This is a genomic window from Klebsiella terrigena (assembly GCF_006539725.1).
Classification (GTDB): domain Bacteria; phylum Pseudomonadota; class Gammaproteobacteria; order Enterobacterales; family Enterobacteriaceae; genus Klebsiella; species Klebsiella terrigena.
This window is the reverse complement of the sequence record NZ_BJNO01000001.1, coordinates 180,724-206,606: the sequence shown is the minus strand read 5'-3', so window position 1 is coordinate 206,606 and position 25,883 is coordinate 180,724. Positions and strand designations below refer to the sequence as shown.

Below are 25,883 nucleotides of genomic sequence, written 5' to 3'. Positions count from 1 at the left end.
CCGCTCAGCAACCCCTCAAATTTCGCCGCTTATGCCCGGCTTCGCCTGATGGGTAATGCCGGTGTTGCCCGCCGCCGCTGGTGCATAAGATTTTTCCTGGTGGGCTGGCGCTTTTATCGCCAAACGTGCCGCGACGATTTCCTAAACTAATACGTTAATACTATGGTTAGTAAGTCGCTTTTACGTATTTCGGGGCTTAACCACAAATAACATATGGATTTCTTTATCACCCGCTGTTAAAAGGATATAACTATTAATTCCGTAGATTTATTCAAGTATCACTTATTGAAAGCAGTGTATATCGTAATGGCATTCACAAAAGTAAACGGAGCCTGATATGAGCACGTCTAACGATTCATCTAACAACGCGTCCGCAGGGAAGTGTCCTTTTCATACCGCGGCGCCCACGCAAAGCGCCGGCGGCGGCACAGCTAACCGAGACTGGTGGCCAAACCAGCTGCGTGTGGATCTGCTGAACCAGCACTCCAGCCGCTCGAATCCGCTGGGTGAAGAATTTAACTACCGGGAAGAGTTTAAAAAGCTCGATTACTCCGCGCTAAAAGCCGATCTGAGAGCCCTGCTAACCGACTCCCAGGAGTGGTGGCCGGCAGACTGGGGCAGCTACATTGGGCTGTTTATTCGTATGGCCTGGCACGGTGCCGGTACCTACCGTACCGTTGACGGGCGCGGCGGCAGCGGCCGCGGCCAGCAGCGTTTCGCCCCGCTGAACTCCTGGCCGGACAACGTTAGCCTGGATAAGGCCCGCCGCCTGCTGTGGCCGGTCAAACAAAAATATGGCCAGAAAATCTCCTGGGCCGACCTCTACATGCTGGCGGGCAACGTGGCGTTGGAAAATGCCGGTTTCCGTACCTTTGGCTTCGGCGCCGGACGCGAAGACGTGTGGGAACCGGACCTCGACGTTGACTGGGGTAATGAAAAAGCCTGGCTTGAGCACCGTCATCCGGAAAGCCTGGCGCAGCAGCCGCTGGGCGCCACCGAAATGGGCCTGATTTACGTCAACCCGGAAGGCCCGAACGCCAGCGGCGAGCCGCTCTCCGCGGCGGCGGCGATTCGCGCCACCTTTGGCAACATGGGGATGGACGATGAAGAGATCGTGGCCCTGATTGCCGGCGGCCATACGCTGGGTAAAACCCACGGCGCGGCGGTCACCAGCCACGTAGGCGCCGAGCCGGAAGCTGCCGGCATTGAGGCTCAGGGTCTCGGCTGGTCCAGCACCTACGGCAGCGGTGCCGGGGCGGACGCTATCACCTCGGGCCTTGAGGTTGTCTGGACCCAGACGCCGACCCAGTGGAGCAACTACTTCTTCGAAAACCTCTACAAATATGAGTGGGTACAGACCCGTAGCCCGGCCGGCGCCATTCAGTTTGAAGCCAAAGACGCGCCGGACCTGATCCCCGACCCGTTTGACCCGGAGAAAAAGCGTAAGCCAACGATGCTGGTTACCGACCTGACGCTGCGCTTCGACCCGGAATTCGATAAGATTTCTCGCCGCTTCCTCAACGATCCGCAGGCGTTTAACGAAGCCTTTGCCCGCGCCTGGTTCAAGCTGATTCACCGCGATATGGGGCCAAAATCCCGCTACCTCGGACCGGAAGTCCCGAAAGAAGACCTGATCTGGCAGGACCCGCTCCCGGCTGCTGTCCACAGCCCGAGCGAGGCGGATATCTCCACCCTGAAAACCGCCATCGCCGATGCGGGCCTGTCGGTGAGCGAACTGGTTTCCGTTGCCTGGGCTTCGGCTTCCACCTTCCGCGGCGGAGATAAGCGCGGCGGAGCCAACGGCGCACGTCTGGCGCTGGCGCCGCAGAAAGACTGGCCGGTCAACGCCATCGCGGCGAAGGTTCTGCCTACCCTGCAGGCGATTCAAAAAGCCTCCGGGAAAGCATCGCTGGCCGATATTATCGTGCTGGCAGGCTCGGTCGGCGTTGAGCAGGCCGCCGCTGCCGCTGGCGTATCGGTCACCGTGCCGTTTGCGCCGGGCCGCGTGGATGCCCGTCAGGATCAGACCGATATCGAATCCGTCGGTTTGCTGGAGCCGCTGGCGGATGGTTTCCGCAACTATCGCCGTATTGAAGGGGGCGTTTCTACCGAGACGCTGCTGCTGGATAAGGCCCAGCAGCTGACGCTGACCGCGCCGGAGCTTACCGTGCTGGTCGGGGGTTTACGCGTGCTGGGCGCCAACTTTGACGGCAGCCAGCACGGCGTCTTCACCGATCGCCGCGGCGTTCTCAGCAACGACTTCTTCGTCAATCTCCTGAGCATGGCGACCGTCTGGAAAGCCACCGACGAACGGGGCGAACTGTTCGAAGGCCGCGATCGTAAGAGCGGCGAGAGCCGGTTCACCGCCACCCGTGCCGACCTGGTGTTCGGTTCCAACTCGGTGCTGCGCGCGCTGGCAGAAGTTTACGCCAGCCAGGATGCGCAGCAGAAGCTGGTCACCGACTTCGTGGCGGCCTGGACCAAAGTGATGAACCTCGACCGTTTCGATCTGTAATCTCCCACCCCGGCAGGCTTCTCGCTCGCCGGGGCTTCTCTCTTCCCGCCCTATCCTTGCCGCAGCTGCTGCAGCCGACTGTAGGTTCGCTGAATATCTTCCCGCTCAACTCCCGCGACCAGCTCGGGTAATCCGCATTCGCTCACCAGCACCAGGCGACACTGCTTCTCATAGAGCACATCCACCAGGTTGATAAACCGCTGCTGCGCCGCCGGTCCCGCGTGACCTAAAGGCGGCACCGCGTCCAGCAGCCAGCATGAATGGCTTTCGCACAGCGTCAGGTAGTCCATCACCGACGTCGGGCCCTGGCACAGCTGGCTGAAGGTAAAATGTAAAAAAGCCGCCGGCGCGGAGGCCACCTCCAGGGTGCGATACCCGACCGGCAGCGTCAGCGCCCTGGCGGCGAGCTCGGGTAAAGCATGCCGCCTGCGGGTGTGGTCCGACGGCTGGATCAGCAGCAGCCCCTGGCAAAACGGGCTCTCCGCCGGCGCGTGGCGCGCCCGGTAGTCCTCTTCGCCGTCGAGCGCGACTACCGTCATATGCTGTTTAATTAACGCAATCGAAGGCAAAAAGCGCGCATGGTATAGCGGATCTTCCAGCAGCCGTTCCGGAGGGTAGTTGGAGGTTGCCATCAGGACGACGCCGCGCTGAAACAGCTGCGCCAGCAGCGGCTTAACCAGCATCGCGTCCGCCGGATCGTGGAGATGGAACTCGTCAAAACAGATCAGTCCGCAGCCGTCGGTCATCTGCGCGATGACCGCAGGCAGCGACGGCGAGGTGGGCGCGTTCAGGCGCTGATGCAGTTCGCGAAAAAAAGAGTGGAAGTGCACCCGGCGCTTAGCCGCCAGCGGCAGGCCAGCAAAGAAGCTATCGACGAGCAGGCTTTTGCCGCGCCCGGTGCGCCCCCAGACGTAAAGCCCTTTGCCGGGAGCGGCGCTTTGCGCCAGCAATCTCCGCCCCAGCGCATCAAGCTGCGCAACCAGCGCCTGCTGGTCGCTATCAAGGCTCAGAGCCAGCTCCCGAGCCCGCCGTGCCATCAGCGCGGTAAAACTAAAATCGCTCGTTCCTTGCGTCATGATTCTCTCCTTTCTGGGTCAGCGGCGGCGGTTCAACGACGGCAGTGTAGGGACAATTGCTTGCCTTGACCACACCCAGGCCAGCCGGAGAGCGTTAACCGCACCGGCGGCAAAAAAACGGCGCCCGTTATGCCGGTTCGCCGCTGATTTCCGCCACCAGCCAGCGCTCAAAATCCTCTAATGCGCTCTCGTTAATCCCCGTTTCAACCGGCTTGACCAGGCAGAAATTTTTGTTCAGCCGCGCGGAAACCGGCCAGGGGGCAACCAGCGCCCCGCTGCTGAGCTCGTTTTCGACGTACACCTGCGGCACCAGCGCAACGCCAAGCCCGGCCTGCACGGCGGAGATGGCCATTTCATGCAGATCGTAGCGCACGCCCCGGGACGGATTGTCCAGCGCGATGCCGCTCTCCTCGGCGTAGCGCTGCCACGCATCCGGATTTTGCCGTCGGTGAATACGCGGCAGCGCGTTCAGCTGCTCGCCGCTGTCCCGCGCGGTCAGCAGCGAGGGATGGCACACCGGGACCAGCTTTTCCTGGAGCAGAAAGCGGATACGCATTCCGGCCCACGCCGGGTGCTCAAAATGAACCGCCGCGTCAAACCCGCTGCCGGTCAGAATAAAGGGGTCCGTATGGGCCGCAATATTCAGCGTGATATCCGGGTACCGGCGGTTAAAACCGCTGAGGCGCGGGATCAGCCAGCGGCTGGCGAAGGTCGGCAGCACGGCGATTTCGAGGCTGCGGCTGCCGTCTGCCATTCCCGTCAGGTACTGGGTGTCCCGGTCGAGGCGCTCAAGCGTTTCGCGCACGCGGTGGGCGTAGCGCGCGCCGTTCGGGTTCAGCCGCACGCGGGTTCCGGTGCGGTCGAACAATCGGCAGTTCAGCAGGGCCTCAAGTCGCCCAATCTGCCGGCTGACCGCGCCTTCGGTCAGGGAGAGTTCCTCCGCGGCGCGGGCAAAATTACCGTGCCTTGCCGCCGCTTCAAACGCCTGTAACGACGCGCTGCTGGGCAGTTTTCTTCGCATGATAGCGCCCCTGGATATGAGTACCTTTAGTGACGAAATGTCACTACATGATGAGATAATATCGATTCAGGCGGCTAAATACAGCCAGTAACATGACGAAACATCAGCAATGCGCTGTTCACCTTCATGCAGAGGCCCGTTTATGCTTTATACCGTTGAATGCACCTATACCGACCCGACAAGCGAAGCCGAATGGAATGATTTTTACACCCGGGTGAAGCTCCCGGCGCTGCTGAGCGTTGACGGCTTCAGCACCTCCCAGCGCTTCAGGGCCCTCACCCCGGGCTGCCCGGCCTGGCTGGCCATTCACACCGTTCGCGATGCCGCGGTCCTCGCCGGCGCGGAGTACCGTCTCAAGGGAGGCGGCAGCTTTGCGCAGTGGCAGGCCAATATCGGCGACTGGCGTCGCGGTCTTTATCAGTGTGAGGAGCCAGCTCCGGCGGTGGCCGCAGAGCAGATCCTGCTGCTCACCGGGCAACCCCTCGACTTTATTGACCACGAGCTGGGCTACCGGCCGTGGCTGCTGCGGGCCGCCGGTCTGGATAGCGCCCCTGAAGACCGGCTGGCATACGTGATTCCGGCAGACAAAGCCCGCCTGCTCGCCGCTGCGGCGGATATCTGTCTGTATCGGCCGATAACCGACCAGCTGTATCCCCAACAAGGAGGCATTCATGAGCATAATTAAACCCATCAGCCGTCGGGTTGGCGATTATCAGGTGACCGCGTTGAGCGACGGGAATATGTCCGTCAGCCTCGGCATCCTCTCCGGCATTGATCCGGCGCAAGCGGATGAAAGGCAGCGCGCGGCCGGGGTAGCTGACCCGCAGGCGTTGCATATCAACGCCTATCTGATCCGCGGCCGAGGGCGCACGATCCTCGTCGATTCCGGCACCGGCGGTCGGAATAACGCCGGAGGTCAGCTCCCCGAGCACCTTCGCCAGCTGGGCATCGCGCCAGCCGACGTCGATACGATCCTGCTGACGCACGGTCACCCCGACCATATTGGCGGACTGCTCGATGCCGACGGCGAAGCCGTCTATAAAAATGCGCGGCTCTATGTGCATCCCCGCGAGATCGCATACTGGCAGGATGACGTTCTGATGATGCGCGCCAGCGAGCGGGTTCAGGGTAACTTCGCGCTGTTTCGCCGCGCCCTGGCAGGCTATGAGGGGCGGGTAAACCTGCTAACGGGCGATGAGGTGCTCCCCGGCATTCATCCGGTCTGGCTGCCCGGGCACACGCCGGGTCACAGCGGATTTCGTATCGATGCCGGCGATAAGCCCCTGCTGATCTGGGGCGACATTGTGCATTTCCCGCACATTCAGTCGGCCCTGCCGGCCGTCGCAGTCGCCTTTGACGCCGACCCCGCCGAGGCGGCAGACACCCGGAGACGTATTCTGGCGCAGGCGGCAGGCGAGCAGTGGCTGATTGCCGGCATGCACCTCGCCAGCGCCGGCTTTGCCCGGCTGGAAGCCGTTGACGACGGTTACCGGATTGCCTATCAGCAGGACTGAAGATCGGTGCGGTACTCTTCCCCGCAGTGGGAGGACGGAAAACAGGCCACAGAGAGCGGGGAAAGATACGGCATTCACAACTTTGTGGCCTCAGCGTGCGCCAGGGCTCATTTTCAGCGCTACTATTTGCGCGTATACCGAACCTGACGTGAGAGGGAATTCTTTATGAGTGTGCCGCAAACAAAATCAGAATTACTCAGCGCTATCGATAAAAACTTCGACAAATTAATCGGCTACCTGCATGCCATACCGGCAGAACTTACCGCAGAGCGTGCAATGGATGGCCACGCCAAAGGCAGCCAGATGAGCATTCATAACCTCGTTTCTTACCTGCTGGGCTGGAATGCGCTGGTCGTAAAGTGGATCGTTTCTGATGCTAAAGGGCTCGCCGTCGATTTTCCGGAGACCGGCTATAAATGGAATCAGCTTGGCCTTCTGGCGCAAAAATTTTACTCAGACTACAGGGATTTAAGCTACAGCTCGCTAATCGCTGAGCTGCAGACGGTCAACAATGAGATAGTGCGGCTGATTGACGAGCGCGGCGATGACATTTTGTACGCAAAGCCCTGGTACACAAAATGGACGATGGGGCGAATGATCTCATTTAACACGTCGTCACCTTATGCGAATGCCTGCGGACGCTTAAGAAAGTGGGCGAAAGAGAATGATATCCGCTTACAGTAAACGCCTGGGCGCAACGAGTCCGGATGAGTCATCCCCGTCCGCCGGCGGCGGCGGTTACGCCGGGGCGTCATCGATAGTGACATTGATAACGACATCGATAACGACATTGATAACGATATCGATAACAACATCGATACGCTTCGCGACGCTAATCCCCTCTCCCGTCTTCGCCACCCAAACCTGATCCTGCGGCCCGTTAGTCATTTCATTCAAATCCACGGCGCCCGATCGCGAAAAACCAGCGTATTCCACAACCCCTGAGAAAATTAACCAGATATCCATCTGAAGAATGGATATAGAGCGGGTGATTAAAAATTTAATACTATTAACAATCAATTAACATTAGCAGGCAAACATTTTATCTGAGGAAAATAATAATATGTCTACCACCCACGTTCTGAGGGATGCGCCCTTTGCCCCCGCAGGACAGCCCCACTCCAGCCTGACCAGCCGCATCGATGCCCTGCCTGCCTCCTTCGGCCTGTGGTCATTTATCACCCTGCTGGCGCTCGGTGGTTTCTTCGAGCTGTACGATCTTTTTCAGACCGGGTACATCAGCACCGGCCTGCTGGCGGAGAATATCTTTCACGTCGGCGAGCAGGGTATTTTCGGCATATCGGATCAGGCCGCCTTCGCCTCGGCGACCTTTTTCGGCCTGTTTATCGGTGCCAGCCTCCTCGCGCCGCTGGCGGATAAGCTCGGCCGCCGCCTGACCTTTATGTTTGCGCTCGCCTGGTACGGCGTATTCTCGCTGCTGATGGCGTTTCAGAGCAGCGCGGAGGGGGTTATTTTCTTCCGTTTCCTCGTCGGGATTGGCCTCGGAATTGAGCTGGTCACCATCGACACCTACTTAAGCGAATGGGTGCCCACCCACCTGCGCAACAAAGCTTTCGCCTTTGCCTTTTTCATTCAGTTTCTCTCGGTGCCCGCCGTGGCGCTGATGTCATGGATGCTGGTGCCGATCACCCTGTTCGGCCTGAGCGGCTGGCGCTGGGTCATTATCTTCGGCGCGCTCTGCTCGCTGGTTATCTGGGTCATTCGCAAGAAGCTGCCGGAATCGGCCCGCTGGCTGGAAGTCAAAGGCCGCAACGACGACGCCCATGTGGTGATGTGTGAGATGGAGCAGCGCTGCGGTATTGCCCCCTCGCCGCAGCACCGGATCCAGGCCGGGACAACGAAAACGCAGACCGGTACCTTCAAGGAGATTTGGGCGCCGGAGTATCGCAAACGCACCATCATGCTGATGGTCATGAACTTCTTCCAGGCGATCGGCTTTTTTGGCTTCGGCAACTGGCTGCCGGCGCTGCTCTCAGGCCAGGGCGCGAGCATAACCCACAGCCTGCTGTACGCCTTTTTCATTACTCTCGCCTATCCGATTGGCTGCCTGTTCTGCACCCGCTTTGTTCACCGCTTCGAGAACAAATGGCAGATCGTGCTCTCCGCGCTGATGACGGTGGTGTTCGGCACCCTTTTCGCCCTGCAAAATAGTCCGGTAATGCTGGTTATCTGCGGCTTTATGATCACCTGGTCCAACGCCTGGCTGACCATCAGCTATCACGCCTATCAGGCCGAGGTGTTCCCGACCCACATTCGCGCCCGGGCGGTCGGCTTCTGCTACTCGTTCAGCCGCCTCTCGACGGCCATCACCAGCATTCTGATCGGCATCATTCTGCAGTACGCCGGTGCGCCGGGGGTGATCAGCTTTATCGTGGCCAGCATGCTGATGGTGATGCTCTCGGTCGGTATTTTCGGGCCCAAAACACGCGGAATCAGCCTCGAAAAAATCTAACCACACGCCTTGCCGCCGGAATGCTTCCGGCGGCAACGGCGGCGCGTATGCCGCTGGCTGAGCGAAAGTAACGCCAGCAAACGCCGGACCGCTTAGCCAAATATCGCCTGCGCGTCGGCAAAGCATTTTTCCGCCAGCGACGACACCGGCTCTTGATTGCGCATAATCAGCGCCAGCATCGAATCCACTGCCGTTTCGGCAATTGGGATAATCTCCAGGTTGTCGCTCAGCGCCTCCAGACCGTTGTTGAGCGGCATAATGGCGCAGCAGATGCCCGCCTGCACCGCCTGTATGATCTGGAACGTGGAGTCGCTTTCAAAGACGTATTTCGGCGTCAGCCCTTTGCCCTTAAAGCTCATTTCGATCGATTCGCGGTAGTACATCCCTTTGGTGAGAAAGCCGAGCGGCAATGCGGCCAGCGTCTCCCAGTCGGGGATCCCCGCAGCGAACTGAAAGTGGCGCCGATCGTGCAGCAGCCCCATCCGGGTCGCCGGGAGCCACTGCACGTTGAAAAGCTGGCTATCGACGTGATGCAGATAACAGATCCCGAGGTCGAGCTGGTTACGGCTCACGCCATCGATAATCTGCTCCGAGGTCAGCGACAGCAGGCTAAACTGCAGCTCGGGATACTTTTCGCTCAGGGGCTTAATCAGCTGCATCGGGTTGAGGCTGGCCAGCGGCACCATGCCGACCCGGAGCTGGCCAACCATCTGCCCGCGGCAAATGGCCGCCTCCGCCTCCAGCCCGTCGTGGGCGGCGAGCAGCGCCCGCGCCCACGCCAGAATGCGTTCCCCTTCGGGAGTAAAGCCCTCGAAGCGCTGCCCGCGCTGGATCAGCACGAGGTTCAGCTCCTCTTCCAGGCTGCGAATGCGCATCGAGAGCGTCGGCTGGGTGATATGACAGGCCGCTGCGGCCTGGCCAAAATGGCGGGTCCGGTCGAGGGCGATCAGGTACTTGAGCTGTTTAATATCCATGATTGATCCACTTATTTGCGCCCGCGCGTTATGGTGCGCCAGCGCGATACAGAGCGCTAGTGTAGCCCAAATATGTTAGCCAAATGTTATTTTAAGGCCTAAAAATGCCCGCCGCCGGCGCCGCCAAACGCGCCGCGCGCTTGATTTAAGGGCTGACGCTGCCAAACTGGGTACAGGGCTATCGGTAAACGGAGGGGCAAGGTGAAGCGCTATGTACATCAGGTTGAGCAGCACAAAGTTCCGGTCGCCGGGCTCGAAGCGCTGTCGCTATTGACCGAGCACAGCTTCTCCCGCCACTCTCACGACCGGTTCGGCATCGGCGTGTTTACCCACGGCGCCCAGCGTTCGTGGAGCCATATCGGCAAAGTTGACGCCGCTGCCGGCAACGTCATTATGGTCAACCCCGGCGAAATTCACGACGGCGCGCCGCTGCACGGCCCTCGCGGCTGGCAGATGCTGTATATCGATCCCCTTTTGGTTGAGCAGGCGCTCCCCGAGGGCGCAAAGGCGGAGGATATTATCCTGCGCCCGGTGGTTGAGGATCCTCAGCTGAACGGGCTGATGGCGCGCATGTTCAGCGAAATCCGCGCCGCGTCCCCCGACGGCGGCGCCGTGGAGGAAGCCTTTCTTCTCTGCCTGATGCAGATCTCCCGCCGCCACCTGCTGGTGAAGCCGCCGGGAGAGCCCGGCTCGCCGGGCATCGCTCTGGCAAAAGAGTATCTCGACGATGCGCCGGAAAATAAGATAACCCTCGAGCATCTCGCCGCGCTTTGCGGTATCAGCCGTTTCCAGCTGATACGCGGCTTCGCCCGCGCAACCGGGATCACCCCGCACGCCTATCTGATCCAGTCCCGCGTGCGGCTGGCTCGCAGGCTGCTGGCGGAGGGGAACGGCCTGGCCGAAGCGGCGCTTATGGCGGGCTTCGCCGATCAGAGCCACTTCACCCGCGCCTTCCTGAAGCAGTTCGGGATGACGCCGGGATACTACCTCACCGCAATCGGCTAGCCTGCCTGCAATTTTGTTCAATACGCGCCGGCTTCGCTGCGAAATACTCAGGCTCTTTCCCCTTAAACGAAGAGCATGCTATGTCGCTTATCACGCCTGAATTTCTTATTACCTCCCTGATCGTTGTCGTCGCCCCCGGCACCGGCGCGCTCTACACCATTGCTACCGGACTCTCCGCCGGCAGCAGAATGAGCTACGCCGCCGCGCTGGGCTGCACGCTGGGGATTATTCCTCATATGCTGGCGGCGGTAACCGGACTGGCGGCCATTCTCCACGGCAGCCCGCTGGCGTTTGAGGGGGTGCGCTATCTCGGCGTCGCCTGGTTGCTGTATCTGGCGTGGATAACCCTCAGACAGCGCGGCTCTCTGCGCCTCGACGCGGCAGATACCGCGCGGAGCGCGGGTAAAATCGTCACCCACGCGGTATTGATAAACCTGCTTAATCCCAAGCTTCCGCTCTTTTTTCTGGCGTTTTTACCGCAGTTTATACGCAGCGAATCCCCCTCGCCGACGGAAGATATGCTGCAGCTGAGCGCCATTTTTATGCTGATGACCCTGCTGGTGTTTATGCTCTATGGCGCCTTTTCCGCCGCCATGCGCCGCCACGTCCTCACCCGCCCGGCGATCCTGCGGGGTCTGAGCCTGGGCTTTGCCGCCGGTTTTGTTGCGCTGGGCATCAGGCTTATTCTGACGCCGCGCTGATACGGGGCCTCGCCGGCGGCGGCTGCCGACGAGGTGCAGGAGGTGCTAGCGGAGGCCCGCGACGGGCAGAATCTCTTTCGAGCGCAGCGTCAGGCGAACCGGTACCGATTTGTAGGACGGCGTCCCGCTCTCTTCATCAAGATAGTTGAGCGGAACCAGAACGTTAGCCTCCGGATAATAGGCACCCACGGTGCCCGGCGCGATGCTGTAGGCCACCAGCGTAATGTCCTCAAGACGCTGGTGGCTGCCCGGCAGCGCGGTACTGATATCCACCCGGTCGCCGTGCTCCAGCCCCAAATTTGCCATGTCCTGCTCGTTCATAAACAGCACGTCGCGGCGGCCAAAGACGCCGCGATAGCGGTCATCGAGCGCATAAATCGTGGTGTTGTACTGGTCGTGGCTGCGCAGCGTCACCAGGCGCATAACGTCCTCCCCGTCCACCTGCACGTTTTCATGAACGCCGTGGAAAACCGAGAACATCGCTTTGCCCGTTGGCGTCGGCCAGACTCGCTCGGTGGGCGGCAGCGGCATGCGGAAGCCGCCCGGATGACGAATGCGCTGGTTGTAGTTTTCAAAGCCGGGAACGGTGCGTTCAATCAGCTCGCGGATGCGATCGTAGTTTGCCACCAGCGCCAGCCAGTCAACTTTGGTGTTCGCCAGCGTCGCCATCGCCATCCCGGCCACAATCGCCGGCTCGGAGCGCAGCTGCGGCGAGGCCGGCTTCAGCTTGCCCGACGAGGCGTGGACCATCGACATCGAATCCTCAACGGTAATCGACTGGCGGCCGCTTTGCTGGACGTCGAGTTCGGTACGTCCCAGACAGGGCAGAATATAGGTCTCTTTAGCCACCAGCAGGTGCGAGCGGTTGAGCTTGGTACCAACGTGTACGCTCAGCTCCAGCCCCTGCATCGCCGGGAAGGCCTGCTGACGATCGGGCATGGCGACGGCAAAGTTGCCGCCGAGGCACAGCAGCGCCTTCGATTTCCCCGCAATCATCGCCTCCAGCGCCTTCACCGCATCGTGGCCATGCGCCTGCGGCGGAACAAAGCCAAACTCACGCTGCAGGCTGGCGAGGAAGCTGGCGCTCGGCTTTTCGGTGATCCCAACGGTGCGGTTGCCCTGCACGTTGGAGTGCCCACGCAGCGGACAGATCCCGGCGCCCGGTTTGCCAATATTGCCGCGCATCAGCAGCAGGTCGGCGATCAGGCGCACGTTTGAGGTGCCCTTGTTATGCTGGGTGATCCCCATGCCGTAGGTGACGATGGTGGCGTTGGATTTGGCATAGGCCGCGGCGACGCGCTGCAGGTCGTCGCGGGTCAGGCCCGATTCGCGCTCGATGTCGTGCCAGCGGGTCAGGCGCAAATCATCGGCAAAGGCGGGAAAGTTCTGCGTATGTTCGGCAATAAAAGCGCTGTCGAGGACATTATCCAGATCGTCATCCATCTGCAGCAGCGCCTTGGCAATGCCCTTCAGCGCCGCGGCGTCGCCGCCGGCCTTGACCTGGAAATAGGTCGAGGCGATGTTGGTTGAGCTGTAGGTCGCCATTTCGATCACGTTCTGCGGGTCGGCAAAACGCTCCAGCGCCCGCTCTTTTAGCGGATTGAGGACAATTATCGGCACTCCCCGCCGCGACAGCTCGTGCAGGGTTCCCATCATCCGCGGGTGGTTGGTTCCCGGGTTGTGGCCGATGGAAATAACCAGCTCGGTTTGCTCAAAATCATCCAGCGAAACCGTCCCTTTGCCAATGCCAATCGACTGCGGCAGCCCGACGCTGGTTGCCTCGTGGCACATATTGGAGCAGTCAGGGAAGTTGTTGGTGCCGAGCTCGCGAGCGTAAAGCTGGAACAGCCAGGCGGCTTCGTTGGAGGCGCGCCCTGAGGTGTAAAACTCGACCTCATCCGGCTGCATGCCGCTGACAATCTCGCCGATTCGCGTAAAGGCGCGCTCCCAGGAGACCGGGCGCAGGGTGTCGCTGGCGCGATCGTAGACCAGCGGATCGGTTAAGCGACCGTAGCCTTCCAGCTCAAAATCGCTTTTCGCCAGCAGGGAACTGACCGTATTGGCCGCCAGAAACTCGGCGGTGACGCGTTTGCTGGTCGCTTCCCAGGTCACCGCCTTGGCGCCATTCTCGCAAAACTGGAAGGTCGACTTGTGCTCTTTGTCCGGCCATGCGCAGCCCGGGCAGTCGAAACCGTCCGGCTGGTTGGTGCGCAGCAGCGTCGCGGGGGCATCAAGGGCATCCATCTGGGTGCGAACGGCGATGGCGGTGGCTTTCAGCGCGCCCCAGCCGCCGGCCGGGCCGTCATAGGGATGAACCCCCGGCACTGCGCGTCTTTTCATGTTCATGCTAGCTCCTGAATGCACCGTCGATAAGCAGGTAAATGCGTGCGTCAGACCGCCTTATCAGAGCGATCGCACTGTTTTTTGGCCGCTCGCCGGCGCGAGGTGAACATCCGCCGCCAACGAGGGTTTTTGTTAACGAAAGAATAACAATCGAGGCCGAGACTGTATAATCAATGTTATCTATCACGCATTAGATTTAACTTATTTAACATTAGCAGCGCGGCGGGGATCAGGTCAGGTTGTAGTACCTGTCGGGCTGAACTTTTTCCGGCAGCGGATGCTGTCCGGTCATGTCCAGCAGATTGCGCTCGATGGTATTGCACATTGCGTTGAGCGGCAGATCGTTGGCAGCAATGCCGAACGGATCCTCCAGCTCTTCCGCCAGCGAATCCCATGACAAAAAGGCGTAGGAGATAAAGACCGAGACAAACGGCGTCATGTAGTGCAAATCGCCGACCAGCGCAAACGGCAGCAGCGTGCAGAACAGGTAGACGGTGCGTTGCAAAATCAGGGTGTAGGCAAAAGGCACCGGCGTCGTCGCTAAACGTTCGCAGCCGCCCAGCACGTGCGCCAGCTCGTCCAGCTTATTGTCCATCAGGCCGTAGGTGATATCGCTGACCTTCCCCGCTTCGCGCAGCTGGCCTAGCTCATGCCCCACCAGCAGCAGGATGCGGTTGGTCGGCATCGAGCTGGCGATAATTTCCGCCACCGCATCGCGCGGCAGCAGGCGGTAAAGGTCGGCGCTGGGATCGGTTTTTCGCAGCTGATGCTTCAGGCTCCAGCTAAAGGCAATCAGGTAGCTGGCTATTTTTTTATGCGTTTCTGCGGCGGCCGGCAGAATATTTTTCAGCTGGCGCATCAGCGTGCGCTCGGCAATTAATACCGTTCCCCACAGGTTGCGCGCCTCGACGAAGCGGTTATAGCTGGCGCTGTTGCGAAAGCCGAGAAAGATCGCGATGGCGATACCCAGCAGGCTAAACGGCGCAACGGTTAAATGGATCCCCAGCTGTTCATACCACTGATAGCTAATAATCGCGATAATCGACATCAGCACGTTTAGCAGCAGGCGAAAGACGATTTTTGACAGCACCGAACCGTGCCAGTCAAACAGACGAAGGAACCAGTGTTGTTCTGGTCGGATAATCATTGTACTACTTCCTGATGAGCGCCATTGCGCATGGCTTAATATTATCTATTACGCCATTGGCTTATTTTATTGAGCACTAACACGACATTGCGTTAATTATTGACCACTAATAAGAGAGGGATTAATGGCCCGTTAATTATGGTCTCTTTTTATTTATCCGGCAATACGCGGATCCCGGCGGTAATAAAACGCCGGATCGGTTAACCCCTCATTTATAAGGGCTAACCGGGCGGCAGGGTTACAGCACGCCGCCGTTCATCCGCCGCATCGCGCAGTGCCAGGCTCCGTTACGCACCGAGGCGCGCAGCACGCGGGCAATGCCGTGCACCGCCAGGCGGGTGGCCTGCCGCTGCAGGGGATTCATCCTGAGGGAGAGCATCTCCTGCGCCCAGGGCGGTAGCAGATCGACCCCCGCGCGCATCATCAGCTGGCCCACGGGCTGGCTCAGCCGCCCGGGCAGGCGGGTAGCAAACAGCACCTGGGCGACCTCCAGCGTGCGTTCGTCGCAGCGCAGGCGCGGGCGCATATCCTGCAAATACTCCGCCACCTGGCGCGGAGTGAGCGGAATATCCCGCGCGCCGAGGCGGCGGGCAATCTCTCCGGCCTCGGCAAAATACTGCGCCTGGCGCGCTTCGCTCACCACCGTTCGCCGGTAGCGCAAATGCGAGGCCATAAAGCTGCTGCACTCGGCCACGTGTACCCAGGTTAATAGCGCCGGATCGCTGGCTGCGTACGGCGTCCCGTCGCGGTCCTGCCCGCTGACCCGCAGATGAATCCCCCTGATCTTGGCGATCAGCCGCTCGGCGTCATCGGTGGTACCAAAAGTGGTGGCAGAAATGAACTGGCTGGTGCGCCGCAGGCGGCCAAAGATGTCTTCACGGAAGTTAGAGTGATCCCAGACGCCGGCCAGCGCCAGCGGGTGGAGCATCTGCAGAAGCAGCGCGCTGATGCCGCCGCAGAGCATTGAGGTAAAGTCGCCGTGTACCGGCCAGATGGCCGAGCGTGGGCCAAACAGCCCCGGCTCGCCGAGCGGGCGTTCAAAATCAATCTCTTTCAGCGCCATGCCGGTTAAACCCAATACCTGCGCTTCAATCATACCGCGTATGCTGGTCATTACTGTGCCTGCTCCTTTTCGTCACAGGCAAAACATACCATTAATTGACGGCGGACTCATTTGCCGGCAGCGGCTTTTAGGCACAACGCGCGGTGCCCGCAGGCTGCGGGCACGCGGTGGCGTCAAGCCGGGAATAGCGCAGGAATGGGCGTTTACGGATTGAGCTTATATTCCAGGCTCACTTCGGCATTGAGCACCTGCGAAACCGGGCAGCCCGCTTTCGCTTTGTGAATGATGCTTTCAAACGCCGCATCGGCAATGCCCGGCAGCACGATCTGGCTCTGGAGCGCCACCTTAGTGATGGCGAAGCCGCTGGCGGATTTATCGAGGGTCACCACGGCGACCGTATCAATCGAGGTTGGCGTATACCCTTCTTCACCCAGCATCAGCGATAGCGCCATCGAGAAGCAGGCCGCATGGGCCGCGCCGATGAGCTCTTCCGGGTTGGTGCCCTTCACGCCTTCAAAGCGGGTATTGAAGCCATAAGGTTGCTGGTTCAGCGCCCCGCTCTCCGTTGAGACGGTTCCTTTACCGCTTTTCAGATCCCCTTCCCAGTGCGCTTGACCTTTCTTATGAATTGCCATGGATTCGCTCCTTTTTTGACGTTAAAGGAGTAAGTATAGGAGCGGATAGCGGATTCGGCCTGCACCATTTACCCCGGGAGGTGATTTTGCCCCACTACCCGGCGTCGATATTTTTACTCATATTGATACCGGTGATCCCAAAGCCGCTGGCCTCGTACAGGCGGCGGGCGCGCGCGTTATCCCCGGCGACCCGCAGCTTTATCTGCGCAAAATCCTGCTGGCGGAGATCGTTTTCCAGCGCCGCCATTGCCTGTTTGCCCAACCCCTTCCCCTGACTGTCGGGGTGGATATAGAAGTCGCAAATAAAGGCCGATCGCATTTTGGCGTCCGGCTTGTACCACAGGTAGCCAACCTGCCGCTCCGCGTCGCCATCGCGTTCAATCAGGCAGAGTAAAACCTGGCCCGGCGTGCCCGCGCCTTCAGGGAGGCTCTCGGCAATCTCCTGCTGCGCCTGGGCGCGGGCAGCCTGAGCGGAAAGGCCGTAGTTATCCGCAATTTCAACGGCGTAATCGGGGATAAAATAGGCGAGCCAGGCCGCATAGTCGGCCTCCTGCATCGGTCTGAATATCATCATTGTTCCATTCCTTTAGTGACGTGTTTAACGGCTGCTAGCCGTTCGCGGGCTGCGCCAGTCGCTGCTGTATATCGTCGAGAAACAGCTGTAGCGCGCTGGGCTGGTAGTCGCGCGAGAGGTAGAGGCCAAAAACGCTCAGCGGCTTCGGCGTCCAGCCCGGCAGTATCGCCTTCAGCGCTCCGCTGCTCAGCGCGCGCTGCGCCTCAAGATCGGGGAGCATCGCGATGCCGCAGCCGGCTACCGCGGCCTCCAGCAGCAGGGAGGAGATCCCGGCGCTTAAATTTCCCGATACCGCCACCGCCGCGCTCTCCCCCTCGGGGGAGATAAACTGCCAGGTCTGGGTGGCGAAGTGGCTGTAATGCAGGCAGTTGTGCTGGCTCAGGTCGTCGGGGGTCTGCGGCTGCCCGTTCAGCTGCAGCCAACGCGGCGAGGCGCAGAGCACCGACCGGCAGACCCCCAGCCGGCGGGCGATGGCCCCCGGCTCCGGGTTATCGGTGATGCGGATTGCCACGTCGATGCGTTCGCCGATCAGGCTGACCGGATGGTTGTTGATATCCAGCTCAAGACGCAGCTGCGGATAGCGGGCGAGAAAATCCGGCAGCAGCGGCGAAATAAGCTGCATCGCCGTAAAGTGGGCGCAGGCCACCCGCAGCGTACCGCTGGGCACCGCCCGCTCGGTTTGCCCGGCAATTTCGTCCGACAGCTGCGTCAGGCTGCGCGTTTTTTGCAGCACCTTCTCTCCGGCGGCGGTGAGCGTTAGCCGGCGCGTGGAGCGGTGGATCAGGCGGCTGCCGGCCCAGTGCTCCATCTGCTCAAGATAGCGGCTGACCATCGGCCGCGACATGCCCAGCGCCCGCGCCGCGGCGCTGAGGCTGCCCAGCTCGCAAATGCGGATATACACCCTGGCGGCGATAATTCTATCCATACGTCGTTTCCATCTGCACGTTTTATGAAACTCAGCATCTCTTTTTTCAGGAATTTTCGCAAATCAGGAAATACGTAAAATAGCGTTATTCACCCGACATTGAGAAAACAATCATGAAACTATCGACCCTTGCCATCGCCACCGCCCTGTTCAGCAGCGCCGCCTTCGCCGCACCGCTGCAGCTGCAAACCTATAACCCGCAGGATAAAGGGATTTTTGCCGTCAACTCAACGCTGGCCTCCGGCCCTCACGAAGCAGTGCTGTTTGACGCCCAGTTCAGCGTCAAGGACGGCGAGAAGCTGGTGGAGATGATCCGCAAAAACGGCAAGCCGCTGAGCCGGATTGTGATCACCTCCGGCGATCCGGATTTCTATTTCGGCCTTGAGCCGCTGGTTAAAGCCTTCCCGCAGGCCAAAATTGTCGCGACGCAGGAAGTGGTTAATCACATTAACGCCACTAAAGCCGCGAAGCTGGCCTATTGGGGACCGCAGATGAAAGACGGCGCCCCGCAGCAGGTCTATGCTCCGCAGGTGATTGAAGCCCACACCTTTACCATCGACGGCGAGAAGGTCGAAATCCGCGAGCCGGATAGCTACGCCGCCTTTGTGTGGATCCCGGGTAACAAGGCCATTCTCGGCGGTACCGGCATCGCGTGGGACATGCACGTCTGGACCGCCGATACCCAGACCGCTGAAAGCCGCCTCCAGTGGCGTAAAACCCTCGACGATATGGCCGCGCTGCATCCGCAGCAGGTGATTCCGGGGCACTATCTCGGCACGCCGCCGGCAGGCGACCGCGCAATCGTCTTCACCCGCGACTACCTGCAGCAGTTTGAGCAGGCGCTGCAGAACCATAAGGATTCCGCCGGCGTGATCAAAGAGATGAAGCAGCGCTGGCCGAAGCTGGCGGAAGAGAGTTCGCTGGAACTGAGCGCAAAGGTCAACACCGGCGAGATGAAGTGGTAGCCGCAGACTGTTCCTAATCCGCGAACATGAGGTTGCCATTGGTGAAAATATAGACCACCATAGAGTGCGCGGTTCGGTTAACGGGCCGCCGTTAGGGTTATATTTCGTCCGGTTTCGCCGGGCTTGTCCTTGAAACAGAAGTGGATTAAGGAGTAAGAATGAAATCGAACCATCAGGCACGTCATCTTCTCGGTCTGAACTATAAGCTGTCCCAGCAGAAAAAAGTGGTGCTGGACGGCGATGTGGAAACCACCATCAACCACGCTCATGCCACCGGCCGTAAACGCCGCGCGGGCTAATTTCTCGACTGAGTGATGATAAAAACACCGTCCTTTTGCCAGGATGGTGTTTTTTTAACGCTATCCCCCCTCTTTAACAGCAACTGCTCTATACTCTGCCCGCAGCATTCCCTGCCAGCCCGCTCGTCTATCGCCGCGCCGGGCCTGAAGCGAATATCAAGGAGTTAGTGCGATGCAATTCACCCATAAAAAAAACCGTTCCCTGTACATCCCCTACGCGGGCCCCGTCCTGCTCGAGTTCCCGCTTCTCAATAAAGGTAGCGCCTTCAGCATTGAAGAGCGCAGCAGCTTCAACCTGCTGGGCCTGCTGCCGGAAGTGGTTGAAACCATCGAAGAGCAGGCCGAGCGCGCGTGGATCCAGTATCAGGGGTTCAAAACCGAGATCGACAAGCACATTTACCTGCGCAATATCCAGGACACCAACGAAACCCTGTTTTATCGCCTGATTGGCAACCATCTTGAAGAGATGATGCCGGTCATCTATACCCCGACGGTCGGCGCCGCCTGCGAACGCTTCTCCGAAATCTACCGCCGCGCCAGGGGCGTATTTATCTCCTACCAGAACCGACATAACCTCGACGACATCCTGCAAAACGTGCCTAATCACAACGTTAAGGTGATCGTGGTTACCGACGGTGAGCGTATCCTCGGTCTTGGCGATCAGGGCATCGGCGGAATGGGCATCCCTATCGGGAAGCTGTCGCTGTACACCACCTGCGGCGGGATCAGCCCGGCCTACACCCTGCCGGTCGTGCTGGACGTCGGAACCAACAATCAGCAGCTGCTCGACGATCCGCTGTATATGGGCTGGCGCCACCCGCGTATCACCGATGATGAGTACTATCAGTTCGTTGATGACGTTATCCAGGCCATTAAGCACCGCTGGCCGGACGTGCTGCTGCAGTTTGAAGACTTTGCGCAGAAAAACGCCATGCCGCTGCTTAACCGCTATCGGAATGAAATCTGCTCGTTCAACGATGATATCCAGGGCACCGCTTCGGTCACCGTGGGTACGCTGATCGCCGCTAGCCGCGGCGCCGGCAGCCAGCTGAGCGAACAGAAAATTGTCTTCCTCGGCGCCGGTTCCGCCGGCTGCGGTATCGCCGAGCAGATCGTCGCCCAGATCCAGCGTGAGGGCCTGAGCGAGGAAGCCGCGCGCCAGCGCGTCTTTATGGTCGATCGCTTCGGCCTGCTCACCGACGCGATGCCGAACCTGCTGCCGTTCCAGAGCAAGCTGGTGCAGAAGCGGGACAATCTGCAGCAGTGGGATACCACCAGCGACGTCCTCTCTCTGCTCGACGTGGTGCGCAACGTCAAGCCCGATATTCTGATCGGCGTTTCCGGCCAGCCGGGACTGTTCACCGAAGAGATTATTCGCGAGATGCATAAGCACTGCCCGCGGCCGATCGTCATGCCGCTCTCGAACCCCACTTCCCGGGTAGAGGCGACGCCGCAGAACATTCTTAGCTGGACCGACGGTGAAGCGCTGGTTGCCACCGGCAGCCCGTTTGCGCCGGTGACGCTGAAAGGCAAGCAGTACGTGATTGCCCAGTGCAATAACTCCTACATCTTCCCGGGCATTGGTCTCGGGGTGATCGCCTCCGGCGCTTCGCGGGTCACCGAGGATATGCTGATGGCCGCCAGCGAAACCCTGGCGAAGCACTCGCCGCTGGTGAACAACGGCGAAGGCCCGGTGCTGCCGGAGCTGAAGGATATTCAGACCGTGTCGCGCGCCATCGCCTTTGCGGTAGGTAAAGTGGCTCAGGAACAGGGCGTGGCGGTGAAAACCTCCGCTGAGGCGCTGCTGCAGGCGATAAGCGATAACTTCTGGCAGCCGGAGTATCGCAACTACCGCCGGACGTCGATTTAATTGCTATTCGCCTGAACGAGCTATTCGGATAAGCATCTGGATAACGGTAAACGCGGCGGGCCTCAACGGGGCCCGCTTTTTTTTGCTCACCGCTTTTGCCCCGCCTCTCTTTACCCGCCTCCCTGCCATTTTTAGCCGCTGGCTAAATCGACGATCTCCCTCTACACTGCCTGCACCCATCAACTAACTGAATAGAAAAGGAGGATCCCATGCCGTACTGTGAAATGTTTAATTTTTCACATACATTTGGCGATCGCACCCCCTCAAGCGTTATCGGTATCGTGCTGCGATAACTTTAGCTTGAGCGAAGAAACCAAACCTTAGTCCCCTTCCCTCGGGCTTACCGGGTTATCGTCAGCGATGTTTGACGAGGCATTTTCATGCCTGTAACTCTTGAGTAAGTTCACAATGAGCACATTCTTAACCGCACAATCTCTGTACGTTGAAACGGCATTTGGCCCCTTATTCAACGATCTCTCCTTTACCCTCAAAAAAGGCGACCGCGTTGGTCTGATTGGCTATAACGGCTGCGGAAAAAGTACCTTACTGCAGGTGCTCGACGGCACGCTTACGCCCAATTCCGGCCGCGTGGCGCTGGCTAACCACTGCCTGATGGCCCGCGTGGAGCAGCATCTGCCGCAGGCGGTGTTAGCACAATCGCTGGTGCAGGCGGTACTCGCTCGCCTCCCCGCCGCGGGTCGGGAAAACCATCGCTGGCAGGCGGAGCGCCTGCTGGCTGAAATGGGCTTTGAAGGCGACAGCTTCGAGCAGCAGGCGGCCACCCTGAGCGGCGGCCAGCATACCCGACTGCTGCTGGCGCGGGCCCTGATCCAGCAGCCTGACCTGCTGCTGCTTGATGAACCCGGCAACCATCTCGATCTGCCGACCCTGCTGTGGCTGGAAAGCTTCCTGCAAACCTGGCAGGGGAGCTTCGTCGTGGTGTCGCACGATAATCTCTTATTGGATGCTGTAACTAATTGCAGTTGGATCCTGCGCGACAGCAGCCTGCACGCCTTCTCTCTTCCCTGCAGCGCCGCTCGCCGGGCGCTGCAGGAGCAGGACGAAAGCGACGCCCTGCGCCATAGGGCCGAGCAAAAGGAGATCGACCGCGTCACCGCCAGCGCCAGGCGGTTAGCCACCTGGGGCCAGGTCTATGACAACGAAGATCTCTCGCGCAAAGCCAAACAGATGGAGAAACAGGTACTGCGTCTGCAGGAGAACCAAACCAGCGTGACCGCCGGAACGCCGTGGCGGCTGGCGCTACACGGCGACGCGGTGCAGGCCGACCGGCTGCTGGAGATGGAAGGACTGCCGATCCCGCCGGCGCCGGGCCTGCCCGCCCTCTTTACCACCGGGCTGGCGCGGCTGAAAAGCGGGGATCGGGTCGCCATTATGGGGCGCAACGGCGGCGGAAAATCGTCGCTGCTGCGCCTGCTGTGGCAACAGCTGCAGCAGCCGACGCCGGACGCCGGGCTGCGCCTGCATCCCCGCCTCAGCCCGGGTTATTATGACCAGACGCTGCATCAGCTGGATGATAATCACAGCCTGCTGGAGGCGCTTGAGGCCTTCGCTCCGGCGCCGGAGGCGCGTAAACGCGCGCTGATCTCCGCCGGCTTCGGCTGGGCTCGTCACGGGCAGAAAGTCAGCACCCTCAGCGGAGGCGAGCGCTCCCGCCTGCTGTTTGTCGGGCTGTCGCTGGCGCGCTATAGCCTGCTGTTGTTAGATGAGCCCACCAACCATCTTGATATGGAAGGCAAAGAGGCGCTGGCGGATACGCTGCGGGACTACCCCGGCGGCCTGCTGCTGGTCAGCCATGACCGTCAGCTGATCGCTCGCAGCTGTAACCGCTTCTGGCTTATCGACGACCAGGGCCTTAGCGAATGGCACGACGTTGACGAGGTCTATGCCCGGCTGAGCACTGCGACCGGCCGCAGCGAACGGCCAGCGCAGGCACCAGCGGCGCTAACCTACGTGGAGGAGAGCGACGCGCTGCTGGAACGGTTGATTAGCCTGGAGCAGCGCCTGGCCGAGGATATGGCGCGCAAGCCTAAGCATCAGAAACCGCAGCAGCAGGCGCGGTGGCAAGAGGAGATCGCACAAATCAATGCCAGACTGAGTTAATACCCAACCCGCCCGGCCCACGGCGTTAAGCCTGGGCCGGGCTGCGTGTGGCAGATTACTGCGGCTGCTTCGCTTTCCAGGCATCCCATGCCTGTTTAATTTCCTGCTTCGCCGCCGCGGCATCGTTAAAGCCGTTCAGCTCGACCTTTTTGCGACCCTCCGGCAGCTGCTTATAGACCCGGAAGAAGGCCTGCAGACGCTCCTGCTCCATTTTCGGCAGATCGCTGATGTTCTTAACATCATCATAGGTCGGGTCAATTTTGCTGGCCGGAACGGCGATGATTTTATCGTCCTTCTCACCGCCATCGATCATCTTCAGTACGCCAATCGCCCGCAGCTTAATCAAGGTGCCGGGTGCCATCGGCGCACGGGTGTAGAACACCACGTCAAGCGGATCGCCATCACCGGCCAGCGACTGGGTCAGCGAACCGTAGTTGGCCGGATAAGCCACCGGCATCGACTGGAAGCGATCGGCGATGATAAAGCCGGTTTTGGCGTCAGTTTCATATTTGATAATGCCGCCGGTCGGAATTTCGGTAACCGCATAAAACTCCTCCGGATTATTTTCCGGCTGCGGGAAATCCAGCACGTTGTGGGCCTGAGCGGCGGCGGAGAAGAGCAGCGTTGCGGCGATGATGTTTTTTACCAGATGCATTGGGTTATCACTCTGTTGTTATAAGAAATTGTCCGCTAACAGCCTGCCGGTCGGCGATGAAAGGAATATGACCAATTCATGGCATAAATATTAACCGCCATAATATTGACCAAAAAACGAACCTTTTGCTACGCATGACGATCATAGCCACATTTTTACCTATTCAACTTGCATTGCGCGGCATAAGCGTTAATCCTTAATGAGTATTATTCACAGAGAATGCGACGTAATTTGTCACTAATATCAAGGAGAAAATATGAAAGCTGCCGTTGTCACTCACGACCATCAGGTCAATGTAACGGAAAAAACGCTGCGTCCCCTGCAACATGGCGAAGCGCTGCTGAAAATGGACTGCTGTGGCGTCTGCCACACCGACCTGCACGTCAAAAACGGCGATTTTGGTGATAAAACCGGCGTCATCCTCGGACATGAGGGCGTCGGCGTGGTGCTGCAGGTCGGTCCCGGCGTCAATTCACTGAAACCCGGCGATCGCGCCAGCGTGGCATGGTTCTTTGAAGGCTGCGGCCACTGTGACTACTGTAATAGCGGCAACGAAACGCTCTGCCGCTCGGTAAAAAACGCCGGTTTTACCGTTGACGGCGGCATGGCTGAAGAGTGTATTGTTACCGCCAACTACGCGGTAAAAGTGCCGGATGGCCTCGACTCCGCGGCGGCCAGCAGCATCACCTGCGCCGGCGTCACAACCTACAAAGCGGTGAAGGTCTCCCACATCAAGCCGGGCCAGTGGATTGCGATTTACGGCCTCGGCGGCCTGGGTAATCTGGCGCTGCAGTATGCGAAAAACGTCTTCAATGCCAAAGTTATCGCCATTGACGTCAACGACGAGCAGCTGAAGCTGGCCGCAGAGATGGGCGCCGACCTGACCATCAACTCCCGCAACGAAGATGCGGCGAAGGTGATTCAGGAGAAGACCGGCGGCGCCCATGCCGCGGTGGTCACCGCCGTCGCGAAGGCCGCCTTCAACTCCGCCGTTGACGCAGTGCGCGCCGGCGGACGCGTGGTGGCCGTTGGCCTGCCGCCGGAAGCCATGAGCCTCGACATTCCGCGCCTGGTGCTGGACGGCATCGAAGTGGTGGGTTCGCTGGTCGGTACCCGTCAGGACCTGATTGAGGCCTTCCAGTTTGCCGCCGAAGGGAAAGTGGTGCCGAAAGTGACGCTGCGCCCGCTGGGCGATATCAACGCCATCTTTAAAGAGATGGAGCAGGGGCAGATCCGCGGCCGGATGGTTATCGACTTCCGCCGCTAGCCGGTGCGCCTCTCCCGGATCGGGGAGAGGCGTCTGCTCAGGCTATACGCACGGCCCCGTCGCGCACCCGTACATCATGACCAGCGGGAAGAGTGGTGCCAGCGGGATCAGCGCAATGGTTCCGAGGGTAGAAAGCGTTTGCGTCCGATCGTTGATCGAAACGACCACCGGGCTGGAGAGCCGCCACGACTCTTCAAGCTCGTTCGGGTCCCCTGCCGTCCAGTAGCCGCTCGCTTTAAACAGCACGCCGAGATGTTCACTATCCAGCGCCGTCGCTTTATATTCCCTGGTTAATATCGTCTGCTGCGCCGCGTCCAGTTTACGCTTATCAAGCACCACCAGATATTCCGCCACCACCTCATGCTGCTCAACCGCAAAGTTTACCCGCACGCCCGAGGCGACTTTATTAAAACGCTGGTAGAAGGTGCTGTAGCGCTGATACTCCTGCGGAGCGCCGTCGCGATAAAAGCGATAGGTGTATTTATTGGACACTGCAATAACACCGGCCGAGATTGGCTTAACTTTCGTTATGGTATCGGTCGGCGGTAAATTCGGCGCCGCGGTGCAGCCGGTCAATACCGCCACCGCCAACGCCAGTAAATATTTCAGCATTACCCTTTTTCCGTTTAGCGACATTCATTTGTCAGCCATTAATCTATCAACCTTAAGTATCATCTCAATCTTTTTAATAAATTATAGGATGAGTGCCAGACGACAAAATAAAAAATGCTTAACGCATT

At 59.7% G+C, this 25,883-nt stretch carries 24 protein-coding genes; 12 read left to right on the top strand and 12 right to left on the bottom strand.

The window, feature by feature from the left end:
- Positions 1–337 precede the first annotated feature (337 nt).
- The gene (gene katG / locus RTE01_RS00950; protein ID WP_141334558.1) at positions 338–2,515 is read left to right on the top strand and encodes a catalase/peroxidase HPI; all 2,178 of its coding nucleotides are present in this window, start codon (positions 338–340) and stop codon (positions 2,513–2,515) included.
- 50 nt (positions 2,516–2,565) lie between these two features.
- On the opposite strand, the gene zapE is transcribed toward katG, so the two are convergent.
- A complete protein-coding gene (zapE, locus tag RTE01_RS00945; protein ID WP_134525888.1) occupies positions 2,566–3,591 on the bottom strand; it encodes a cell division protein ZapE in 1,026 nt (341 codons plus the stop codon).
- Positions 3,592–3,718: 127 nt separating this feature from the next.
- The gene (locus tag RTE01_RS00940) at positions 3,719–4,612 is read right to left on the bottom strand and encodes a LysR substrate-binding domain-containing protein (protein ID WP_041145455.1); all 894 of its coding nucleotides are present in this window, start codon (positions 4,610–4,612) and stop codon (positions 3,719–3,721) included.
- A gap of 142 nt (positions 4,613–4,754) precedes the next feature.
- Between RTE01_RS00940 and RTE01_RS00935 the strand changes: the two genes are divergently transcribed.
- From RTE01_RS00935 to RTE01_RS00925, 3 genes are all read left to right on the top strand, one after another.
- The gene (locus RTE01_RS00935; RefSeq protein ID WP_134525885.1) at positions 4,755–5,297 is read left to right on the top strand and encodes a sugar ABC transporter; all 543 of its coding nucleotides are present in this window, start codon (positions 4,755–4,757) and stop codon (positions 5,295–5,297) included.
- On the top strand, positions 5,284–6,126 hold the full coding sequence (locus RTE01_RS00930) for an MBL fold metallo-hydrolase (protein WP_141334555.1): 843 nt from the start codon (positions 5,284–5,286) through the stop codon (positions 6,124–6,126). The genes RTE01_RS00935 and RTE01_RS00930 overlap by 14 nt, the downstream gene beginning before the upstream one ends.
- A 165-nt stretch (positions 6,127–6,291) precedes the next feature.
- Positions 6,292–6,810, top strand: a complete 519-nt coding sequence (locus RTE01_RS00925) for a ClbS/DfsB family four-helix bundle protein (RefSeq protein WP_134525882.1) — start codon at positions 6,292–6,294, stop codon at positions 6,808–6,810.
- A 54-nt stretch (positions 6,811–6,864) separates the two neighbouring features.
- Here the strand turns inward: RTE01_RS00925 and RTE01_RS26120 are convergent, their stop codons facing one another.
- Positions 6,865–7,014, bottom strand: coding sequence for a hypothetical protein (locus tag RTE01_RS26120; RefSeq protein ID WP_166793727.1), 150 nt, complete (start codon positions 7,012–7,014; stop codon positions 6,865–6,867).
- Between the two features lie 175 nt (positions 7,015–7,189).
- Between RTE01_RS26120 and RTE01_RS00920 the strand changes: the two genes are divergently transcribed.
- A complete protein-coding gene (locus RTE01_RS00920; protein ID WP_141334553.1) occupies positions 7,190–8,599 on the top strand; it encodes an MFS transporter in 1,410 nt (469 codons plus the stop codon).
- 92 nt (positions 8,600–8,691) lie between these two features.
- Here RTE01_RS00920 and RTE01_RS00915 read toward each other — a convergent pair whose 3' ends face one another.
- Complete coding sequence (locus RTE01_RS00915; protein ID WP_041145449.1) at positions 8,692–9,573, bottom strand: LysR family transcriptional regulator; 882 nt, start codon at positions 9,571–9,573, stop codon at positions 8,692–8,694.
- Positions 9,574–9,774: 201 nt separating this feature from the next.
- Between RTE01_RS00915 and RTE01_RS00910 the strand changes: the two genes are divergently transcribed.
- A complete protein-coding gene (locus tag RTE01_RS00910) occupies positions 9,775–10,578 on the top strand; it encodes a helix-turn-helix transcriptional regulator (protein WP_134525879.1) in 804 nt (267 codons plus the stop codon).
- Positions 10,579–10,658: 80 nt separating this feature from the next.
- Positions 10,659–11,279: a LysE family translocator gene (locus tag RTE01_RS00905; protein ID WP_134525875.1), complete on the top strand. Its 621-nt coding sequence runs from the start codon at positions 10,659–10,661 to the stop codon at positions 11,277–11,279.
- Between the two features lie 45 nt (positions 11,280–11,324).
- Here the strand turns inward: RTE01_RS00905 and RTE01_RS00900 are convergent, their stop codons facing one another.
- From RTE01_RS00900 to RTE01_RS00875, 6 genes are all read right to left on the bottom strand, one after another.
- Positions 11,325–13,625: an FdhF/YdeP family oxidoreductase gene (locus RTE01_RS00900; RefSeq protein WP_134525872.1), complete on the bottom strand. Its 2,301-nt coding sequence runs from the start codon at positions 13,623–13,625 to the stop codon at positions 11,325–11,327.
- A 226-nt stretch (positions 13,626–13,851) separates the two neighbouring features.
- Entirely contained in the window at positions 13,852–14,769 is a 918-nt protein-coding gene (locus RTE01_RS00895; protein WP_115192819.1) for a bestrophin family protein, read from the bottom strand.
- 238 nt (positions 14,770–15,007) lie between these two features.
- A complete protein-coding gene (locus RTE01_RS00890) occupies positions 15,008–15,883 on the bottom strand; it encodes an oxygenase MpaB family protein (protein ID WP_041145445.1) in 876 nt (291 codons plus the stop codon).
- A 152-nt stretch (positions 15,884–16,035) separates the two neighbouring features.
- Positions 16,036–16,467, bottom strand: a complete 432-nt coding sequence (locus RTE01_RS00885; protein ID WP_041145444.1) for an OsmC family protein — start codon at positions 16,465–16,467, stop codon at positions 16,036–16,038.
- 94 nt (positions 16,468–16,561) lie between these two features.
- Positions 16,562–17,041 carry a GNAT family N-acetyltransferase gene (locus RTE01_RS00880; protein ID WP_134525869.1) on the bottom strand — a complete coding sequence of 160 codons (480 nt, stop codon included), beginning with the start codon at positions 17,039–17,041 and terminating at the stop codon, positions 16,562–16,564.
- Positions 17,042–17,075: 34 nt separating this feature from the next.
- Complete coding sequence (locus RTE01_RS00875) at positions 17,076–17,966, bottom strand: LysR family transcriptional regulator (protein WP_134525866.1); 891 nt, start codon at positions 17,964–17,966, stop codon at positions 17,076–17,078.
- Between the two features lie 113 nt (positions 17,967–18,079).
- On the opposite strand from RTE01_RS00875, the gene RTE01_RS00870 reads away from it, so the two are divergent.
- The 4 genes from RTE01_RS00870 (at position 18,080) to RTE01_RS00855 (ending at position 23,221) form a co-directional block, all read left to right on the top strand.
- Positions 18,080–18,931, top strand: a complete 852-nt coding sequence (locus RTE01_RS00870) for a Vmh family MBL fold metallo-hydrolase (RefSeq protein WP_123552413.1) — start codon at positions 18,080–18,082, stop codon at positions 18,929–18,931.
- A gap of 158 nt (positions 18,932–19,089) precedes the next feature.
- Positions 19,090–19,230, top strand: a complete 141-nt coding sequence (gene sra, locus RTE01_RS00865) for a stationary-phase-induced ribosome-associated protein (protein ID WP_004861775.1) — start codon at positions 19,090–19,092, stop codon at positions 19,228–19,230.
- A gap of 172 nt (positions 19,231–19,402) precedes the next feature.
- Positions 19,403–21,100, top strand: a complete 1,698-nt coding sequence (locus RTE01_RS00860; RefSeq protein WP_041145440.1) for an NAD-dependent malic enzyme — start codon at positions 19,403–19,405, stop codon at positions 21,098–21,100.
- Between the two features lie 408 nt (positions 21,101–21,508).
- A complete protein-coding gene (locus tag RTE01_RS00855; RefSeq protein WP_134525863.1) occupies positions 21,509–23,221 on the top strand; it encodes an ABC-F family ATP-binding cassette domain-containing protein in 1,713 nt (570 codons plus the stop codon).
- A 55-nt stretch (positions 23,222–23,276) separates the two neighbouring features.
- Here the strand turns inward: RTE01_RS00855 and RTE01_RS00850 are convergent, their stop codons facing one another.
- Positions 23,277–23,876 carry an inorganic diphosphatase gene (locus RTE01_RS00850; RefSeq protein ID WP_134525860.1) on the bottom strand — a complete coding sequence of 200 codons (600 nt, stop codon included), beginning with the start codon at positions 23,874–23,876 and terminating at the stop codon, positions 23,277–23,279.
- Positions 23,877–24,132: 256 nt separating this feature from the next.
- Between RTE01_RS00850 and adhP the strand changes: the two genes are divergently transcribed.
- Positions 24,133–25,143: an alcohol dehydrogenase AdhP gene (gene adhP, locus RTE01_RS00845; protein ID WP_041145436.1), complete on the top strand. Its 1,011-nt coding sequence runs from the start codon at positions 24,133–24,135 to the stop codon at positions 25,141–25,143.
- A gap of 42 nt (positions 25,144–25,185) precedes the next feature.
- Here the strand turns inward: adhP and RTE01_RS00840 are convergent, their stop codons facing one another.
- Entirely contained in the window at positions 25,186–25,755 is a 570-nt protein-coding gene (locus RTE01_RS00840; RefSeq protein WP_041145435.1) for a hypothetical protein, read from the bottom strand.
- Positions 25,756–25,883: the final 128 nt, after the last annotated feature.

Coding starts and splice junctions, on each gene's coding strand:
- katG (WP_141334558.1), top strand. CDS start 338: ATGAGCACGTCTAACGATTCATCTAACAACGCGTCCGCAGGGAAGTGT.
- zapE (WP_134525888.1), bottom strand. CDS start 3,591: ATGACGCAAGGAACGAGCGATTTTAGTTTTACCGCGCTGATGGCACGG.
- RTE01_RS00940 (WP_041145455.1), bottom strand. CDS start 4,612: ATGCGAAGAAAACTGCCCAGCAGCGCGTCGTTACAGGCGTTTGAAGCG.
- RTE01_RS00935 (WP_134525885.1), top strand. CDS start 4,755: ATGCTTTATACCGTTGAATGCACCTATACCGACCCGACAAGCGAAGCC.
- RTE01_RS00930 (WP_141334555.1), top strand. CDS start 5,284: ATGAGCATAATTAAACCCATCAGCCGTCGGGTTGGCGATTATCAGGTG.
- RTE01_RS00925 (WP_134525882.1), top strand. CDS start 6,292: ATGAGTGTGCCGCAAACAAAATCAGAATTACTCAGCGCTATCGATAAA.
- RTE01_RS26120 (WP_166793727.1), bottom strand. CDS start 7,014: ATGACTAACGGGCCGCAGGATCAGGTTTGGGTGGCGAAGACGGGAGAG.
- RTE01_RS00920 (WP_141334553.1), top strand. CDS start 7,190: ATGTCTACCACCCACGTTCTGAGGGATGCGCCCTTTGCCCCCGCAGGA.
- RTE01_RS00915 (WP_041145449.1), bottom strand. CDS start 9,573: ATGGATATTAAACAGCTCAAGTACCTGATCGCCCTCGACCGGACCCGC.
- RTE01_RS00905 (WP_134525875.1), top strand. CDS start 10,659: ATGTCGCTTATCACGCCTGAATTTCTTATTACCTCCCTGATCGTTGTC.
- RTE01_RS00900 (WP_134525872.1), bottom strand. CDS start 13,625: ATGAACATGAAAAGACGCGCAGTGCCGGGGGTTCATCCCTATGACGGC.
- RTE01_RS00895 (WP_115192819.1), bottom strand. CDS start 14,769: ATGATTATCCGACCAGAACAACACTGGTTCCTTCGTCTGTTTGACTGG.
- RTE01_RS00890 (WP_041145445.1), bottom strand. CDS start 15,883: ATGACCAGCATACGCGGTATGATTGAAGCGCAGGTATTGGGTTTAACC.
- RTE01_RS00885 (WP_041145444.1), bottom strand. CDS start 16,467: ATGGCAATTCATAAGAAAGGTCAAGCGCACTGGGAAGGGGATCTGAAA.
- RTE01_RS00880 (WP_134525869.1), bottom strand. CDS start 17,041: ATGATGATATTCAGACCGATGCAGGAGGCCGACTATGCGGCCTGGCTC.
- RTE01_RS00875 (WP_134525866.1), bottom strand. CDS start 17,966: ATGGATAGAATTATCGCCGCCAGGGTGTATATCCGCATTTGCGAGCTG.
- RTE01_RS00870 (WP_123552413.1), top strand. CDS start 18,080: ATGAAACTATCGACCCTTGCCATCGCCACCGCCCTGTTCAGCAGCGCC.
- sra (WP_004861775.1), top strand. CDS start 19,090: ATGAAATCGAACCATCAGGCACGTCATCTTCTCGGTCTGAACTATAAG.
- RTE01_RS00860 (WP_041145440.1), top strand. CDS start 19,403: ATGCAATTCACCCATAAAAAAAACCGTTCCCTGTACATCCCCTACGCG.
- RTE01_RS00855 (WP_134525863.1), top strand. CDS start 21,509: ATGAGCACATTCTTAACCGCACAATCTCTGTACGTTGAAACGGCATTT.
- RTE01_RS00850 (WP_134525860.1), bottom strand. CDS start 23,876: ATGCATCTGGTAAAAAACATCATCGCCGCAACGCTGCTCTTCTCCGCC.
- adhP (WP_041145436.1), top strand. CDS start 24,133: ATGAAAGCTGCCGTTGTCACTCACGACCATCAGGTCAATGTAACGGAA.
- RTE01_RS00840 (WP_041145435.1), bottom strand. CDS start 25,755: ATGCTGAAATATTTACTGGCGTTGGCGGTGGCGGTATTGACCGGCTGC.